We start from the raw sequence: 16,657 nt of genomic DNA on the forward strand, positions 1-16,657 counted from the left end.
GTCCGTATTAACTATTTAAATGAATGAACTTCCAGATAAAGGAGAACCTATTTTATATGGTACAAGGAAGGGATCTGAAGCTGCACTATGGAAGCAATATGGCAAAGCTCCATCCGAACGTTGTTAGGCTTTATCGTTTTGCTGTTATTAACGCGTATTTTAGGAAAAAAACAATTAAGTCAAATGACCTTCTTCACCTACATTACAGGAATTGCCCTTGGCAACATTGCGGGTGAGATGGTTTTACATAAAGACGAAGTCGTTTCCGGTATCACAGCCATGACCGTTTGGGCAATGCTGACTATCTTTGTCGAGCAGCTAAGCCTTAAATCACCGATGATAAGAGTTCTATTCGACGGTGAGCCTGCAATCGTCATCAAGCATGGCAAATTACAGCAAAAGGCGATGGCTTTAAGCAAATTAAATATGGATGATTTAAGCATGCTGCTAAGGGACAAAAACGTTTTCTCCATCCGGGAGGTCGATTATGCGATCCTGGAGCCTAACGGCAAACTAAGCGTGTTAAAAAAGGAAGCTATGGAAAGCCCGACAAAAAAGGATCTCCAGCTGCCTGTTCAAGATCGTTTGTATCTCCCTACCGAGCTCATCGTCGATGGCCAGGTTGTCAAAAGAAATTTGAAAGAGCTGCAACTGAGCTATAAGTGGCTGGAAGAACAAATCAGGCAGTCCGGCGTCGCCTCTATTCAAGAGGTGTTTTTTGCCGAGCTTCAAAGTGATGGCAGTCTTTTTGTGGACTTAAAATCATCATCTTTTCATAGCGGTAGATAGAATGTCTGAAAAATGATAGCGGTTTTTATTGATCAATCAATTACTATTTTGCAAAAAATATCTCACTTCTGCTCTGCAATTCCTGGATTGTTGCTGCAATCCCGTCTGCTGGCTTCGTAACCGGAATCGGTCCAATGTGGCGCTTGTATTTCTCCCCGCTTAAGCGCAGCGGTTCCTCCGTTAAGTATAACATTTCAACAACCTCCTTCATGACAGGAACGAATAGGCCCAGCAGCGACAATCCGAACCTGCCAAGGGCAATAACGGGCTTCTTCGTTCCGCTCGCTTGTCTGGCAATCCGAACTATCTCATGTCCGGAAATCACGTCGGAGCCAGGAATATTCCAATTTTGCCCGTATGCATGGTCGCGTCCCGCCAGTTCAACAACCATCACAGCCGCGTCAGGCAAATATACGTATTCCCGCGGTACGGTCATATTGCCAATGAAAAAGGCCATTTTGCCCGCGGCGATCGCTTCGAGTGTCCCGCCCAGATACGAAGCCTGATTCGCAGTCGGTCCGTAATAATCCGGCAAACGAACTATCATAGCCTGCGCTTGCTCCCATCTGCCGCTAAAGATCATCTGCTCGAAAGCAAGACGCACTTTTCCTTTCTTGGTATGCGGCTGTTTAGGGTGCTCTTCCGTAACCGGATTCGTCTGTCTCCTTCCATAAGGATAGATACCGTCTATTGCGACTACCTTCAAGCTCAGTCGATTAGCTGCCTCCATTACGGATTCACCCAGGGGAATCAGCTTGCTCTCCATCTCGTGGTAAGGGACATTGGCACAATGAAACAATACATCTGCTTCCTTCGCGGCCTTAGCGACATCATCCGGCTTGAACGCATCCCCAATAGCCAAAGATAGATGTCCTGGATGACCGAGTTCTCTAGCAAGCTCCTCGAGCTTTTGGCGTGACCGCCCGAAGGCAATGACGGGAATCCCCCTTTTTGCCAACTCCGCCGTAATAACAGCACCCGTACCTCCGGTTGCGCCCACCACTATCGCTTTATTCATCGTTCATCAGATCTCCTTTTATATTGTAATTGATCAATCACTAACTTATGTGAAAACTATACCAAGTTGTTATTGATTAGTCAATAACTAATTTTCGATTTGCTGAAGAATAATAGAACAGCTGCCGCGGCACGCCGTTACTTAAGCTTTACGGACTGGTTATAAGTATTGAGCACGGATATAGGAGTTGAACCATCGTGGACAGCGCGTATAGACGTAAAACGGGATGCGAGTGTTTTTGTCGTATGTACAAAAAAGCCCCCTTAAGTAAGGGGACTTCAGAGTTATTACATGCTAATTATTAATTACGGATTAGATAGTCGAATGCGCCTAAGGCTGCATTGGCACCTGATCCCATAGAAATAATGATTTGTTTGTAAGGGCTGTTGGTGCAGTCTCCAGCAGCGAATACACCAGGCACATTCGTTGCGCCATGACGATCTACGACGATCTCGCCGAAGCGAGTACGTTCAACCGAATCGCCCAGCCAATCGGTATTAGGAACAAGTCCGATTTGAACGAATACCCCTTGCAATTCGACATGGTGCTCATTACCCGAATCGCGGTCGATATAGGTAATTCCGTCTACCTTGTCCGTGCCTGTAATCTCCTTGGTTTGGACGTTCTTGAGGACCGTCACGTTAGGGAGGCTATAGAGACGATTTTGCAGGACGGCATCGGCCTTAAGCTCAGGCATGAACTCGAGGACCGTCACATGCTTCACGATACCGGCCAGATCAATAGCCGCCTCGATACCGGAATTGCCGCCGCCGATCACAGCTACATCCTTCCCGATGAACAATGGGCCGTCACAATGAGGGCAATAAGCTACCCCCTTGTTCTTGAATTCCGCTTCACCCGGAACCCCGACATTGCGCCAACGGGCACCGGTCGAGAGAATGACGGTTTTGCTCTTCAGCACTGCGCCGTTCTCAAGCTCAATTTCGACGAGATCCTTCTTCTCCAAGCGTTTGGCACGCTGAAGCTTCATGACGTCGATACCGTATTCCTTCACATGCTCCTCTAAGCTCGCCACGAGCTTGGGACCTTCGGTATACTTCATGCTAATGAAGTTTTCAATGCCCATGGTATCCATGACTTGTCCGCCAAAACGCTCGGCGACAATCCCGGTGCGAATTCCTTTGCGTGCCGCGTAGATTGCCGCACTGGCGCCGGCAGGACCTCCTCCAACGACAAGGACGTCGAAGGGCTCTTTATCGGCAAATTCAGCCGCGTCAGGTGCGTTGCCGAGCTTCGCAAGAATCTCTTCAAGTGTCATACGGCCGCTGCCGAAAAATTCATCATTGAGATAAACCGAAGGTACGGCCATAACGTCTCTCGTTTCAACCTCGTGCTTGAAGGCCGCGCCATCAATCATCGTATGGCTGATACCGGGATTAAGGATGCTCATCAGATTCAAAGCTTGGACGACATCGGGACAATTGTGGCAACTCAGGCTGACATAGGTCTCGAAACGGTATTCGCCGCGGATGCCCTTGATCTGATCTATGAGGTTCTGCTCTACTTTAGGCGGTCTGCCGCTTGCTTGAAGCAGTGCAAGTACCAAGGATGTGAACTCGTGCCCAAGAGGGACACCGGCAAAAACAACACCCGTGTCTTCACCCGCACGGTTCACGCTGAAACTTGGCGTCCGATAAAGCTCGGTTCTTTCTACCGTGATCTTGGAAGAGATGTCGGTGATTTCATCAATCAGCTCCAGCATCTCCTGGGATACGGCATCAGAACCCGCACTCACTTTGATCTGCACATCGCCTTCCATGAGCTGCAGGTATTGAGTTAGTTGTTCTTTGATATCCGCATCCAATGCCATAAGTTATCTCTCCTTAGATCTTTCCGACAAGATCAAGGCTTGGTTTCAATGTTTTGGAGCCTTCTTGCCATTTTGCAGGGCACACTTCGCCTGGATTGTTACGTACGTATTGAGCAGCCTTAACTTTGTTCACCAAGATGCTTGCATCACGGCCGATTCCGCCTGCATTGATTTCAAGCGCTTGGATAACGCCGTCCGGATCGATAATGAACGTACCGCGATCTGCAACGCCTTCCTCTTCGATCAATACGTCGAAATTACGAGAGATCGTATGGGAAGGATCGCCGATCATGATGTAAGTGATTTTTCCGATTGTCTCGGAGCTATCATGCCATGCTTTATGTGTAAAGTGAGTATCTGTGGAAACAGAGTATACTTCAACGCCCAGGCTTTTCAGGGTTTCGTACTGGTTTTGCAAATCTTCAAGCTCTGTAGGGCATACGAAGGTGAAGTCTGCAGGGTAGAAGCAAACAACGCTCCATTTTCCTTTGAAGTCGGCTTCTGTAACATCGATAAATTTGCCGTTATGGTAAGCTGATGCTTTGAATGGTAACACTTCTTTTCCGATTAGAGACATAGTGAAAGTTCCTCCTTAGAAATTGGATTCGTTTTTGTACATATCATATGATACCTCAAACTGCCATTTTAATCATGAAGTTATGATGAAGAAATTATGAAAGAATGATGAAAATCATGGAGACTCCGGTTGGGTACCGGATATTTATTCTATAACGTCCTTTGGATCAGGAAGAAAAGAGGGAAACCGTTGCTTGCTAGCAAAAGTCTCCGTCATTATATTGAAGTTGATGATGGTCCCGATTTTCTAGCCGCTACACTGCAGCAGAAACAATCGGTTTAGCCGGGCTGTATCCGGAAAAGCCGCGAGCAGTACAGATCAGAAGATTAAAAAATAATGAGCCGAAGTATGATAAGATGATGTAAAAGGAGTTGATAGACCGATGAAATATTTGCATTCCATTGCGGAAGAGAAAATTCAGAAGGCCATCCGGCAAGGGGAATTCGATCATTTGCCCGGTGACGGAAAGCCGCTGCCTCCCGATGAATTGGAGAACGTCCCGGAGGAGCTTCGCGTCGGTTTTAAGATCCTTAAAAATGCCGGTCTGCTTCCCGAGGAAATGCTGCTTCGCAAGGAAATGGTTACACTAGGGGACTTGATTGCCGCCTGTCAGGATGATACGGAACGCGAGAGGCTTCAGAACGAGTTAACCGTCAAGAAGCTGCGTTATCAATCACTTATGTCTGGCCGCGGCTGGCTGGCATCCGATGCATTCTCCGAATATGAGCATCAAATCAAACAAAAGCTGACTGACAATGAAAAGTAATGAGGTCTAGGCAGCTCGCCTACGCTACTGCAAATGGTCTCGAATAATGGAAGCCAGATTGGCCGCTTGTTTCCCGGGCTATTCTGCTTCCCGTCAGCAGCAATGCCGGTCACTTTTGTCCTAGGAATCTCGTTAAGGACTTTCTCTAGTATCCTCAATTCAATGAATCCGTTATATAGTGCGGAATCCATGCCTCCACCCACTCAAGGCTCATGGATTTGTTAAATCTGTACCATGGTGACATCATTCGATGGTAAAAACGATCCCCCTTCCTTTTCGCTCCCCTTAGCTAACATAGATTCTATTTTTAAAGCTAAATCATTCGACACCCTAACCTATTTTCCTTTTTTTACCTAATGCTTCTCCTTAACAGTTCCCATTTCATCCCATATCCCCTTCTTTCTGGTGATTACCTGCAGTAAGGATGTCTGCTTTCTCTCTTTTTGAAAAAAACTATGTATTTTCAATGCTAAATTAAGTAATATTATATAGCGGAAAAATAATAGACATCAGGAGGTAACTATGCTGTTCAAAGAGCAATTCGACGAGATTCACCGGATCGCGCGGACGATCTTCGACAATCCCGAATTGGGTTATAAAGAAGTGAAGACCCGGCAGACTGTTGTGGATTTTTTGACTCGCGTCCATCACGGGATCGAACTCGAATCCTTCAGCACGACAGGACTCAAGACGTCGCTCGGCAGCGGCAAAAAGCTGAACATCGCTTTCATTGCAGAGCTGGATGCCGTCTACGCCCCTTCGCATTGGCGTTCGGATCAAGCTACAGGTGCGGCGCATAATTGCGGCCATTATACCCAGGTAGCCATCGCGCTGGCGTTGTATAAGTACTTTTATACTACGGGCGCTTACAAGGCTTGGGATTACACGATGACGTTCATCTTCGTTCCTGCGGAAGAGTATCTTGATCTGGCTTATCGGGACGAGCTTCTCAAGAATAAGCAGATTTCGTATTACGGTGGCAAGCCGGAAGCGATGAAGCTTGGCGTGTTCGACGATATCGACATCGGCGTTTGCGTCCATGCAATGGGCGGCGAATTCCCGGTACGGACGATTGAAACGAACTGTGACTTGGCCGGATTTTTGTACAAGCGCTATACGTTCGAAGGTAAGGCTACCCACGCCGGCTTCGACCCGTTCTCCGCGAAAAATGCTTACAGTATGTCCACGCTGTTCAATGTCGCTCTGGGCCTTGCCCGCCAGCAAATGAAGGATTCGGAAAAGGTCCGGATGAATCCGATCGTGATGGAATCCGACATGTCCACCAACGTCATTCCGAACCGGATTAAGGTCGGGTCTGACTTAAGAACGCTTACGGTCGATTATATGAAAGAAGCCGCTGTCAAAATGGACGATGCGGCAAGAGGAAGTGCCCTAGCGCTGCAAGGAAGCGTGTCGATCGAAACGCAGATGGGCTATTTGCCGTTCGTACAGGACCGTTATCTGTCCGAGTTCGTTATTGAAGCGTTCCATGCTAACGACGAAATCGCCGCCTTCCGGAACGAGACGCCCATCAGCGCCGCAGGCGACATCGGGGATTTGTCTTATATGATCCCTTGCATTCAAATCGGCTACAGCGGTTTTACCGGAACGATCCATGGAGATGACTTCAAGGATATCGATCCCGAGTTCATTTACGAAATTTTCCCGAGATTCCTCGCTGACGTATTTGAACGTTTCAATGGCCGGATCGACCGATCCAGGCTCTATCGTCGTTCTTATAAAGAATACGAGACATTAATTAACTCCATCGCGCAACAGTAATTAACGGAAAAGAGGATTATCATGAAATCGACGGCATCCAAGTCCCAATTTATACTTTTGCTTGTTTTCGCGCTTTTGGTCATTACCGTATCAGAGTTTATCGGCATCCAGTCGGTGAAGTTCGGTTCGGTTAAGATCAGCTTCCTGCCGCTGGTCTACGCGATCCTGATCACGATGATACTAGGGATCACCGTTGTGCGCAAAGGCATCCTGAAAAAGGTATACAGTAAAGAAAACGTCAACTTTTCAGGAAAATATTTGATTTTCATCATGCTTCCCTTGATGGCCAGATACGGGGCGGATGTAGCTCCCAAAATTCATGAGATTTTGCAGGTCGGCTGGATTTTCGTTATCCAGGAATTCGGCCATTTATGTACTGTCTTGATCGGCCTGCCGATTGCTATTCTGATCGGATTGCGCCGGGAAGCGATCGGAGCTACTCTCGGAATCGGACGTGAAGGCGAGCTTGCCTATATTTCCGAGAAGTACACGCTCGATTCTGACGAAGGCCGCGGTGTCTTGTCGCTGTACATCATCGGTACGCTCTTCGGAACCTTGTTCTTCAGTATCGTCACACCGATTCTGCTTTCTATCGGCTTCGACGTAGAAGCCTTAGCCATGTCGGCGGGTGTCGGCTCCGCAAGTATGATGACCGCTGCTTCCTCTGCCCTGGTCGCTGGAATTCCGGACAAGGCGTCCACTATTACGGCCTATGCATCAGCAAGCCAGCTGCTGACCAGCTTCATGGGTACGTACACGATGGTATTTCTAGCTGTACCTATTCAACGATTCATGTACAAACTATTGGTTAGAGGTGCTAAATAATGGAAGGCGGATTAAATAAATACGTAAAGTACGCTTTGGTGCTGCTGTTAAGCATATCCCTGATTTTGTTCACGCAGGAAATTAAACTGCTCAAAAACCCGAACAGTACTCCGATTTCGATGATGACGATATATGGTTTGATCGTGCTGTGGGCGTTTTCCTTCATTGGAATTCTGATCTCCAGCCTGATGAAAAAAGTGCCGCTCAAGCTGATTCAGGATTTCCCTGTGCTCGGCTGGGTATCGATTACTTCCCTAGTTTTTTGCCTTATTTCCGATACTTTTATCCATATGATCCAAGCCGTCGACTTTCTGTCGATCACAACGCCGATCCTGACCTTCGCGGGAATTTCCGTTGCCGATCGTTTGATCGACCTGCGCAAAACATCCTGGAAGGTTGCTATCGTCGCAATCTTCGTCTTTAGCGGCATGTACGTAGGCAGTGCTATCCTGGCGCAAATCGGTCTGCATCTTTCCTAAGTACCTGCTGCGGGTTGATTCCAACACGGTTTTCCGGCCTCGCCGCATTTCCTGTACAGCAAAAAACCTTAGTCGCATGCAGCGGCTAAGGTTTTTTGAATTTTAACCTGCCCTATCTCTCCTACTCTGCTTCGCTGATCATACGGGGGCACTCCGCAGGAAAATCCCTCCCTAGGCTCGCACTCGATCCAAATATTCGTGCCAGATCTTGCTCTCCTCATCTGACATGCCACCCGTGATGGTAGAAAAATCGATGAACCGGTCGAATCGGTCTTTTAAAAGAGCAAATTGCTGGAATGAGGCCGTTATTTTGCTGAGCGAAGCTGAACTTGCCAGCTGCTCCAGATTGCTAGCATGAGTACCGCTTAGTTCCAGAGATTGAAGGTTTTCAAGCTGAATCAATGCAGAGATATCCTCTATTGCCGATTCTCTTACAATCAGCTTTTCCAGTCTATGGAGTCCTTCCATAAACTTCATATTCGGCAGAGTGCCTCCCTCCAGCACCAGCTTGCGCAAGTTTACGAGCTTGCCTAATTCAGTCAATTCGCTCTCCGTTATTTGACCCAATTTGGAGATGGTCAGCTCCTTAAGCTGTTTGAGTTCAGCTATACTGCGAAGCTGCTCCTTATCTGGATTGGATATTTCCAGGGCACGCAAGCTCTTCACCGGCTTCAATGGAGAAAAATCGCGAATCTGAGTATCCTGGACATCCAGTATTTTTAATTTGGGAAGCGAGCTGAGAGGAGTAACATCCGTTACGGCCGAGCCGGAAAGAATCAGCTCCTGCAGCTGCTCACATTCTTGCAGAGGGCTTAGATCCGTAACCGGATTTTTCACCAGGTACAAATTTTTCAGCTGCTTGCAGCCGGTTAATGCTTCGATGGAGCGGATTTCGTTCACGCTCAGGACTAGCTCACGTACATCCGTGCACTGCCCTAGCGGAGAAATATCCGTCAATCCTTCTCGTATAAAATATAACTTTTTCGCACGAACAAACGCATCTGGAGAGCCGGTCGTCTTGATGATTCTCTCTTTCCAATCGTTATCTAGACTGTCATACCACTCATTCAAGTTTTGTCCGCCTATCTCTTGTCCAAACGGCTCACACACTGGAAGCTCCATTGTGCGGATCGCATCAAGAAAATGAACTTCCCCTTCCTTGCCGAAGCTCCAGGTGATGTATTCTTCATCCTCGCGATTGACGCTGTAATTGCCTTCCCTGGCTGTATCACGGATAAATTCAAGCAAACGAGTAAGCCGGAGAGCTATTACATACTTAACCTCTTCGTCGCGTCCGAAATTAATAAGCTGTCCCTTTATTCCTTTGTCCGCAGGATCCATGTCAATGCCCAGGTTGTTACCGCCCCAATCCTTGCTGATCGGCAGCCAGTAACGATGGATATATTGTTCCTTGATCCAGCCGGCGGGAACAGAATAATGCTCGACTTCCATAGCATGATTCTCTAGACCGACCCAAATCCTCCATTCCGCAAGCATGTCATCCAACGATAGAAACGGTAGTCCAAAAAACAACCCCGGACCCCCGTCCTTTTCCCCATTATGGACCAAATAAAGCTCTCTCAGCTCTGCTTGCAAGGCAAATCCCATTTCCGCTTCCGCCTTGTGAAGCTCCTCCTCCGATGCCGGCGGATTTAACGCTCCGGCTAGCTCAGGAAGATCGGTCTGCAGCAGATCTATTATTTCTTGTAGTAATTGTTTCATTTAGTACATTTCCTCCTTAAATAAAGCGGCGCTGAGTCCTGGAGCTTCTCATGAGCTCAATTAGCTTTCATATTCGACACATGCTAGAAGCACGGGTGAAGCCACTGCCTGTAAACCTGCTTTGTTGATACGAAACAACTCCTCGTTAATAGTTCCATAAGGCGATTGGTTTCCGTATTGGAGGATGATCGCGTTATAAGCCTGGATCGCCTCATCGATCGCAGCAGGGAGCTGCTCAACGAATGCTTGATGCTGTGAATATTCCAACCGCAAATAGTTAATAAAGGACTTACGATCTTCCTCGGCTCTGAAAAAATGCAGCTCTTGAAAATCTTCATCGATCCAGGAACATCCTATGCTAATTAAAAAAGCGGAAGGCCGCGCATCTCCTTCATCATCATACAGGGTCTCAGTAAAAGCTTCTAATTCTTCTTCCGTAGAAAAGTTAGCCCCCCATATCGTTACAATGTGCTTCATTATCATTCACCTGCCCTCAAGTTCAAACCCCCGGGATATCTCTCCTTACTTACGCTTGTCCATTCTTGCCAATATAGCTGCGAATAATTGCTGCTCTTCTTCGCCCGCTTCCTTCCGTGCTCTTGCCTCCAGGTTCTTCCTGCTGCCCCAGATCAGATACGCCAAATGCTCTACCTCATGGGATTTGAGCGGCTCCATGAATGTCAACAGAGCCTGCAAACTCCCTGCGCTTTCAAATCGGGCCTGTTCCTTGGCGAACTTGCCTTCGTTGCACCTCAAGAGACATGCTGCGACAGTCGGAAGCGTTGTCGAGTCAATGCCGTACTGCTGGATAAGCGCCAGCGTAAACGCCTGCTGTACCGATTGATGCTCCTGGTCAACTACGCTCATATAAGCTTCTACCAAGGGAAAATAGGACTTACTCTGCAAGGCCAAGCCGAATACTGCATATGTGCCGGGCATGCAATTTTTCTCCCCTTCAGTATCGTCGTACCACTCATGCTCGACCATGGCTAATCGCGCATAAGACTCGAGCTTCGGAAAGAGCTCGGCATATTGCAATGCATTGGCGAAGAAACGATGCGTCTGCGATTTAGCTAGCCCGGGGATAGGGAGCAGCTGCTTGGATTTGGACTTCAGCTTGATTTGATAGCTTCTGGAGAAGCCTTTGTTCAGCAGATTGCAAATAAAATCAAGCGCTTTTGCATAGCTGTCCGCTCGTTCCTCCTTGATATGTATCGTAATCGTCGAAAAAATATCGTTAGCCCGGCATTCAAGCTGACTATCCTTATAACTGATATCTTCATCGGGGAGAGTGCCGCTTCCATTCTCCATAGCCTGCTCCGCCCTGGTGCTCCCAAGCTCCTTCAACAGCTCCAACAGCTCGATACCTGTGCTTCTGCTGTAATTCGGCTCATGCTTGATGATCAGAATAGCAGTCTGCAGAGCAAGCTCCATAGCCTGCGAATCTATGCTGCTTGGATCAATCCCTTCCTTCTTCGTGTAGACAGGAAGCCCCCATGTCTGCTTCGCACAATGGAAATAAAGTGGAAGAAATTCGGTCTCGGTCCAGCTTCGAAAAGCTCTGATAAACGTTGCCCTATGCTCAGCCAGCTTCTCCTGTTTGCTCTTGTTTAATTCGAGCACCCGGTCGTAAATACGAAATAGTTCCTTTAAGTCTATTGTCGGGAACAGCCCGGAATCGACTAAGTGATTCGACAGAAAGAAGCTGTCCAACGGAGCTGTCGGAAAGCTCTTGGCTTCCAGCTTATTGCGTATGTATTGATGGATTCGTTCCAGCAAATTGTTTCTCTTGCTTTGATTGATATAATCGACGACGATGACATCCCATTCCCCATCAGCTAAGGCGAATTTTCCTGCTATCCTGAAGCGGTAATCGAGCAAGGGGCTGCTATCGTACCTTTTTAACCGACGAAGAAGCCTTTCTTCGAGCTGCGGCAGCAGCTCTTGCTCAATGCTTTCCTTTGTTAAAGGCACCACGGGCCGAGACCCTTGGGATTCGAATTCCGGTGAACTGAAATCATCGTCGAATGAGAATACACGGATGGACCCGTCATCATATTCGAACCGGACATAATCATGTACGCCAATCTGTAAGGTGGTACGCCGAATAATGTCTTCAGCATCCTTCTTATCGATTTGATCAAACCATTCGTTCAATATATCGGCTATTTCGTCAGCTATTGCTTCAACCATTGCTTGAGTATCCATTACGGTCATCTTCACCACCTGATTTATTAGTAAAAGGATTCCAGTAAATTCTATTATAAGTTTTGAAGCCAAAAAGGTCAGCGGTCTTAATACCTAATTAACAGGTCTTGGGACATACGATTGCCCAGCAGGCCTATTTACGTCCCGCACAGTGGTGAGAGACTGTTAAGAAGACCTTGAACTAACGCCAATAACTCTGTAGGGGTATGCCCCTCCAGCCAGGCTTTTGAAGCGGATCATGGTACTTGGTGGGGGCGCTCCGAAGTTGTTCATTCCGTCAATTCAAAAAGAACGCCCATTGACCAATGAGCGTTCCTGTGTGGTTCATATAACATCTGCCCAGGATTCAGCGTTCCTGCTTGATCTCCTTAGGCGCTTCCTCTTCCTTGATCTGCTCCCATTCTTGAGCATACGCGCCTTTGGCTAATACCTTCACATAAGCTCCTTCCGGCAGCTTCGTGCTTGCTGTAAAGCTCACCTTTTTCTTAAGCCCCTCTGCGTTGTATCCGGTAAGGTTGTATCTGAACCTTCCATCCTCGTCCTGTGCCGGTTGATTAATTCGAACATATACGTATTCTTTATTTATTAAAGGGTTGAAACGATCAATAACGTCTTTGGAAGTAATAAATACAATGGCAACAATCACAATAATCAATGCCAGAACCGCACCTGCTTTTTTCATCGAATTTTCCTCCTATTCCTTCACCGATGAGCTTATTTAGCCCCTACATCGCAAGCTTCACCATTCTCTTGTAATACCCGATGGTTAATGCTGCAAAGACAAAGTAAATCAAAGCGTACACTCCCATAGCTATCGTAGACGGCACGACAATATTAGACAGCACGAGGATAGAGGCTGCCTTAACCGCGAAGACGGAATGCAGCAGCCCGATTAAAAGGGGGATCGCAAAGACGAAAAGCTGCTTGCGCACAACGCCTTGCATTATGTCCTGTACGTCAAAGCCAAGCTGCCGCAGGGTGACAAAGCTTCGCTTCTCCTGCTCCGCTTCCGTCATTTGCTTGAAATATAGAATGCTGCCGGTCGCAATCAGAAAGACAAGCCCAAGGAAGCCCGAGATAAAGATAAACAAACCGAACGACTGAAGTGCAGCCTTAAATTGCGTATAGAAATCAGGCATGAATTTATCCTTCGGAATATATTTTGCAAAAAGTGCGGAAGCCTTGGCCCGTTCTCCCCGGTCAGGGACTTGAAAAGTATCAAAACGAACCGCTTCAACCTCCGGCAAGCCCTGCAGTTCCTCCCTTAGCTTCTTTAGGATAGATTCGGTTACGACGAGCTGGTCGCCGTACACGTTATAATTCATGGCAAACTTATCGACAAGCCCGGTTAGCCGAATTGTTGATTTGCCTCCACCGGTACCCAATTCAATATCCAACGGATAGTTCCTGTTGCTAACCCGCTGATTCCAATTGAGGCGGGCCCGGCCATCATAAAGAACGGCTTCGCCTTGACCAGGCGATTGTATAGCAGCCCCAGCTTCCAGTAGCTGCTCTGCGGGAAGAAACAGCATTCTTTTTTGAGAGTCTCCATCCGGGCCATTCACGCTGTCGCGAACCGTTCCCAGAACCCGTACGGCATCAACCGGCCTATGAACGAACGGGATTCCCTCCCTTTTCAACTCCTCCCCAAAAGATTTCGCATCCATCCCGCTGTTCTCAAATACATAATCGTACGGGAGTGACAAACGGGTATCTGTTTCAGCGGAGAAATATAAAGAATAAGCCATTGCTACCATCGTAAGTGTCATGGCAGACAGCACAGTAATCAAGGTTAACGAATTGGCGTTGGCTTTCATTCTGTGCATAAGAGGAGCCAGCGACAAACTGTTCTTTAGTCCGAGATGACCGTTGGCGCTCCTCCTGAATTGATAGAACAGCCAGCTGATGGTGACGCGGAATAACAGATACGTACCCATGATGGTCGAGAACAGGACACCAAGCATGTTCAAGAAGAGCATATCGTTCAGCATGTGCCCCGAAAGATAATAACCGAACGCAATAAGAGCAATACCAAGAACAGCGAGAATCGCGGCTGTGACCGTTTTGGGTTTGTGGGGATGCTCGCCCTGCTTCTCTGCATGAAAGAGCTGCAGCAGTGTGCTTCGATAAACGATCCGCAGCATCTGTATCGAGGTAAGCACGATAAGAGCGCCGTATACGATAGCGGTTTGAACGAGAGCTTGGCCGGAGAAATTGACTGAAATCACTTCTTCAATTCCCAGGAGCTTCATGAGAATGAGCAGGAACAGCCGAGTCACCAATGCACCTGCACCTAGTCCGATCAGCAGCGCCCCTACACCGAGCACGATATTCTCAATGATTAAAAACCGCGCGACACCTCTCTTCGTCAGACCGATCAGCTGATACAGTCCAATTTCCTTACTTCGACGGTTTAGGAAAATGGAATTCGCATAAATGATAAATACCGCAACAATAACTAATAGTAAAATTCCTGCTGCCTGGAAGGAAGCGGAGAAATTGACATCTGTGCTTGCCAAACGAATGATGGACGAGTCATACTGCAATGTGGCGAACACAAAGTAAAGACTTGTACTGAAAATCAGCGCGAAAAAGTAAAGGTAGTAATGCTTAATATTTTTTCGCATACTGCGGATAACCAGTTCATATAACGTCAACCGTGTCACCCCCAAGAATAGCCTGAACATCCATAATTTCTTTGAAAAAAGCTTGCCTTGACTTATCGCCGCGGTACAATTCCGAGTAAATCACCCCATCCTTTAAAAAGACCACACGGCTGCAGTAGCTTGAAGCAACAGGATCGTGAGTGACCATAACAATGGTTACATTCCTTTCCTTGTTGAGCTCTGCAATGGTCCCAAGTAACGCGGAAGCGGTTTTGGAGTCCAGTGCCCCTGTGGGTTCATCGGCAAATACCATGGAAGGGGGATGGATGAGAGCGCGGCCTGCGGAAGTTCTCTGCTTTTGTCCGCCGGATATTTCGTGGGGGTATTTGTGTGCCAGCTCCTTGATCCCTAGAACATCGGCGATCGTATTGAACTCCTTCTCTGCCTCGGCCCGGTTCATTTTACCAAGTGAGATGGGAAGGAGAATGTTCTCTTTCACGGTCAGCGTATCCAGCAAATTATAATCCTGAAAGATGAAGCCCAGCTTGCTGCGGCGGAAGGACGATAACTCGGTATCCTTCATAGCGGATATATCCGTATTCTCAATAAGAATCGTACCTTCCGTTGGACGGTCAATGGTTGCAAGCACGTTCAGCAGAGTGGTCTTCCCCGATCCGGACGGTCCCATAATGCCTACGAACTCCCCTTCGCCGACGCGAAGATCAATCCCTTTTAGAACCTGCTGGACACTACCTTTCGTTCCGTAAGATTTGCGTACATTCTGGGCATGCAGCATCGTTTTATGTGATTGGTTCTGATTCATATCTAACCTCCAAATGTGCTGTAGCCTTATTGTAGTATGTCCGTCGGGCCTTGTCGTACGTTTTAGGTGATATTTGAACGGTCTAATGTTACATTATTGTCACTTTCGTCGGAAGCAACCGCTCCTGCTATTAACAGAAAAAAAGCAGTCAGGGGCATCCTGCTGCTTGGATTTCTTGGCTACGCTTCATTGGTCTGAATGGCCGCTCTTCGGATAGATTCAAACTCATTCCTTGCAGAAAACGTCATTTTCATGACGGCCCCCATGTTCGGCCGGGATTGGGCTTCGAGCGTAATCCCTATTTTGTCAGCGACACTCTTGGCAAGATACAAGCCGAGGCCTGTGGCGGCATTCTGAATTCTTCCGTTTCCTCCGGTGAACCCTTTATCAAAGATGCGCGGTAAATCATGTGCAGGAATACCGGGGCCCTCGTCTACAATGCTCAGCACGACCTTGCCGGTTTCCGGCATCGTGGTAGTCCAGACCGAGATTGTCCCTCCATCCGGGCTATATTTCACAGCATTCATAAGGATTTGCCGGATAATGAACCGGCACCATTTGGAATCCGTTATGACTTCCGCTTCTTCCCCTTCGAACTCAACCGCAATATTTTTCTCCATGCACCACGAGGCCAGCTCCCGGACTTCCTGGGCTGCAAGCCGCTGAATCACCGTTGTCCCCAGGACATAATCCGATTCCAGCGTCGGCAGACGTGTCATGTAAAGCTGACGATCCACCAGCAAATGGATACGAAGCCACTCTGCTTCCAGCTTGCGCATAGCCGGTACGCTTTGGTTCGAGTCGATGACGAGCTTCATAGCGGTAAGAGGAGCTTTGATTTCATGTACCCATGAGGTGATAAAGTCTTGCTCCATGAGGTGATCTTTTTTGAGATCGGTCCATTTTCGTCTATAAAAGCGGTCTGCTGCACGCAATGCTTCATTTATTATCTCGTCCCGCGCATCTCCTGGTCTCGGCAATGCTTCCAGCCAATCGTCATGAATCTCCTGAGTGAGAGCCTCGAGAGCTTGTATGTATTTCATTTCCTTGAAATAACGCCAGATCAAGAAGATAGCAAAAAAGAGAACAAACAAACTATTCAAATAAATAATGGAGCCGGCATGTACAGAGATTCCTCTATCCAGTGCGATAAGGAGGTCCACAAAGCCAAGCATCAGGATGAACATCAAAATCCAGCTTTTCCTGCTGCTCACAAAGCGCATAAACACGG

Annotated in this window: 15 protein-coding genes; 5 read left to right on the forward strand and 10 right to left on the reverse strand. The window is 47.7% G+C overall.

Features of this window, described 5'->3' with window-relative positions:
• Positions 1-87: 87 nt before the first annotated feature.
• Entirely contained in the window at positions 88-789 is a 702-nt protein-coding gene (locus tag GGC63_RS11450) for a DUF421 domain-containing protein (protein WP_192702441.1), read from the forward strand.
• A gap of 43 nt (positions 790-832) precedes the next feature.
• Here GGC63_RS11450 and GGC63_RS11455 read toward each other — a convergent pair whose 3' ends face one another.
• The 3 genes from GGC63_RS11455 to ahpC all read right to left on the reverse strand — a co-directional run bounded on the left by GGC63_RS11455 (position 833) and on the right by ahpC (position 4,215).
• Positions 833-1,807, reverse strand: coding sequence for an SDR family NAD(P)-dependent oxidoreductase (locus GGC63_RS11455; protein WP_192702442.1), 975 nt, complete (start codon positions 1,805-1,807; stop codon positions 833-835).
• Between the two features lie 301 nt (positions 1,808-2,108).
• Positions 2,109-3,638, reverse strand: coding sequence for an alkyl hydroperoxide reductase subunit F (ahpF, locus tag GGC63_RS11460; protein WP_192702443.1), 1,530 nt, complete (start codon positions 3,636-3,638; stop codon positions 2,109-2,111).
• A 13-nt stretch (positions 3,639-3,651) separates the two neighbouring features.
• On the reverse strand, positions 3,652-4,215 hold the full coding sequence (ahpC, locus tag GGC63_RS11465; RefSeq protein WP_079911665.1) for an alkyl hydroperoxide reductase subunit C: 564 nt from the start codon (positions 4,213-4,215) through the stop codon (positions 3,652-3,654).
• A 382-nt stretch (positions 4,216-4,597) separates the two neighbouring features.
• Between ahpC and GGC63_RS11470 the strand changes: the two genes are divergently transcribed.
• From GGC63_RS11470 to GGC63_RS11485, 4 genes are all read left to right on the forward strand, one after another.
• Positions 4,598-4,981: a DnaJ family domain-containing protein gene (locus GGC63_RS11470; protein ID WP_192702444.1), complete on the forward strand. Its 384-nt coding sequence runs from the start codon at positions 4,598-4,600 to the stop codon at positions 4,979-4,981.
• A 522-nt stretch (positions 4,982-5,503) separates the two neighbouring features.
• Entirely contained in the window at positions 5,504-6,763 is a 1,260-nt protein-coding gene (locus GGC63_RS11475) for a M20/M25/M40 family metallo-hydrolase (protein ID WP_192702445.1), read from the forward strand.
• Positions 6,764-6,784: 21 nt separating this feature from the next.
• Positions 6,785-7,588 (forward strand): DUF3100 domain-containing protein, encoded by an 804-nt coding sequence (locus GGC63_RS11480; protein WP_079911672.1) that lies wholly within the window; start codon positions 6,785-6,787, stop codon positions 7,586-7,588.
• Entirely contained in the window at positions 7,588-8,067 is a 480-nt protein-coding gene (locus GGC63_RS11485) for a hypothetical protein (RefSeq protein ID WP_079911674.1), read from the forward strand. Before GGC63_RS11480 ends, GGC63_RS11485 begins: the two co-directional genes overlap by 1 nt.
• A gap of 171 nt (positions 8,068-8,238) precedes the next feature.
• On the opposite strand, the gene GGC63_RS11490 is transcribed toward GGC63_RS11485, so the two are convergent.
• From GGC63_RS11490 to GGC63_RS11520, 7 genes are all read right to left on the reverse strand, one after another.
• Positions 8,239-9,789, reverse strand: a complete 1,551-nt coding sequence (locus tag GGC63_RS11490) for a leucine-rich repeat domain-containing protein (protein WP_192702446.1) — start codon at positions 9,787-9,789, stop codon at positions 8,239-8,241.
• Between the two features lie 60 nt (positions 9,790-9,849).
• On the reverse strand, positions 9,850-10,266 hold the full coding sequence (locus GGC63_RS11495; protein ID WP_179136066.1) for an immunity 22 family protein: 417 nt from the start codon (positions 10,264-10,266) through the stop codon (positions 9,850-9,852).
• A gap of 45 nt (positions 10,267-10,311) precedes the next feature.
• Positions 10,312-12,006 carry a DUF6138 family protein gene (locus GGC63_RS11500; protein ID WP_225948131.1) on the reverse strand — a complete coding sequence of 565 codons (1,695 nt, stop codon included), beginning with the start codon at positions 12,004-12,006 and terminating at the stop codon, positions 10,312-10,314.
• 337 nt (positions 12,007-12,343) lie between these two features.
• Entirely contained in the window at positions 12,344-12,679 is a 336-nt protein-coding gene (locus GGC63_RS11505) for a YxeA family protein (RefSeq protein WP_192702447.1), read from the reverse strand.
• Positions 12,680-12,722: 43 nt separating this feature from the next.
• Positions 12,723-14,663 (reverse strand): ABC transporter permease, encoded by a 1,941-nt coding sequence (locus GGC63_RS11510; RefSeq protein ID WP_318781031.1) that lies wholly within the window; start codon positions 14,661-14,663, stop codon positions 12,723-12,725.
• Positions 14,641-15,426 carry an ABC transporter ATP-binding protein gene (locus tag GGC63_RS11515; RefSeq protein ID WP_192702449.1) on the reverse strand — a complete coding sequence of 262 codons (786 nt, stop codon included), beginning with the start codon at positions 15,424-15,426 and terminating at the stop codon, positions 14,641-14,643. Before GGC63_RS11515 ends, GGC63_RS11510 begins: the two co-directional genes overlap by 23 nt.
• A 179-nt stretch (positions 15,427-15,605) precedes the next feature.
• Positions 15,606-16,649, reverse strand: a complete 1,044-nt coding sequence (locus GGC63_RS11520) for a sensor histidine kinase (protein WP_192702622.1) — start codon at positions 16,647-16,649, stop codon at positions 15,606-15,608.
• Positions 16,650-16,657: the final 8 nt, after the last annotated feature.

The sequence above is a fragment of the Paenibacillus sp. OAS669 genome (genome assembly GCF_014873645.1).
In the GTDB taxonomy this organism is placed as follows: domain Bacteria; phylum Bacillota; class Bacilli; order Paenibacillales; family NBRC-103111; genus Paenibacillus_S; species Paenibacillus_S vulneris.

What these genes read in the sequence shown, in the direction of transcription:
- GGC63_RS11450 (WP_192702441.1), top strand. Translation starts at nt 88, where the DNA reads ATGGAAGCAATATGGCAAAGCTCCATCCGAACGTTGTTAGGCTTTATC.
- GGC63_RS11455 (WP_192702442.1), bottom strand. Translation starts at nt 1,807, where the DNA reads ATGAATAAAGCGATAGTGGTGGGCGCAACCGGAGGTACGGGTGCTGTT.
- ahpF (WP_192702443.1), bottom strand. Translation starts at nt 3,638, where the DNA reads ATGGCATTGGATGCGGATATCAAAGAACAACTAACTCAATACCTGCAG.
- ahpC (WP_079911665.1), bottom strand. Translation starts at nt 4,215, where the DNA reads ATGTCTCTAATCGGAAAAGAAGTGTTACCATTCAAAGCATCAGCTTAC.
- GGC63_RS11470 (WP_192702444.1), top strand. Translation starts at nt 4,598, where the DNA reads ATGAAATATTTGCATTCCATTGCGGAAGAGAAAATTCAGAAGGCCATC.
- GGC63_RS11475 (WP_192702445.1), top strand. Translation starts at nt 5,504, where the DNA reads ATGCTGTTCAAAGAGCAATTCGACGAGATTCACCGGATCGCGCGGACG.
- GGC63_RS11480 (WP_079911672.1), top strand. Translation starts at nt 6,785, where the DNA reads ATGAAATCGACGGCATCCAAGTCCCAATTTATACTTTTGCTTGTTTTC.
- GGC63_RS11485 (WP_079911674.1), top strand. Translation starts at nt 7,588, where the DNA reads ATGGAAGGCGGATTAAATAAATACGTAAAGTACGCTTTGGTGCTGCTG.
- GGC63_RS11490 (WP_192702446.1), bottom strand. Translation starts at nt 9,789, where the DNA reads ATGAAACAATTACTACAAGAAATAATAGATCTGCTGCAGACCGATCTT.
- GGC63_RS11495 (WP_179136066.1), bottom strand. Translation starts at nt 10,266, where the DNA reads ATGAAGCACATTGTAACGATATGGGGGGCTAACTTTTCTACGGAAGAA.
- GGC63_RS11500 (WP_225948131.1), bottom strand. Translation starts at nt 12,006, where the DNA reads ATGACCGTAATGGATACTCAAGCAATGGTTGAAGCAATAGCTGACGAA.
- GGC63_RS11505 (WP_192702447.1), bottom strand. Translation starts at nt 12,679, where the DNA reads ATGAAAAAAGCAGGTGCGGTTCTGGCATTGATTATTGTGATTGTTGCC.
- GGC63_RS11515 (WP_192702449.1), bottom strand. Translation starts at nt 15,426, where the DNA reads ATGAATCAGAACCAATCACATAAAACGATGCTGCATGCCCAGAATGTA.
- GGC63_RS11520 (WP_192702622.1), bottom strand. Translation starts at nt 16,649, where the DNA reads ATGCGCTTTGTGAGCAGCAGGAAAAGCTGGATTTTGATGTTCATCCTG.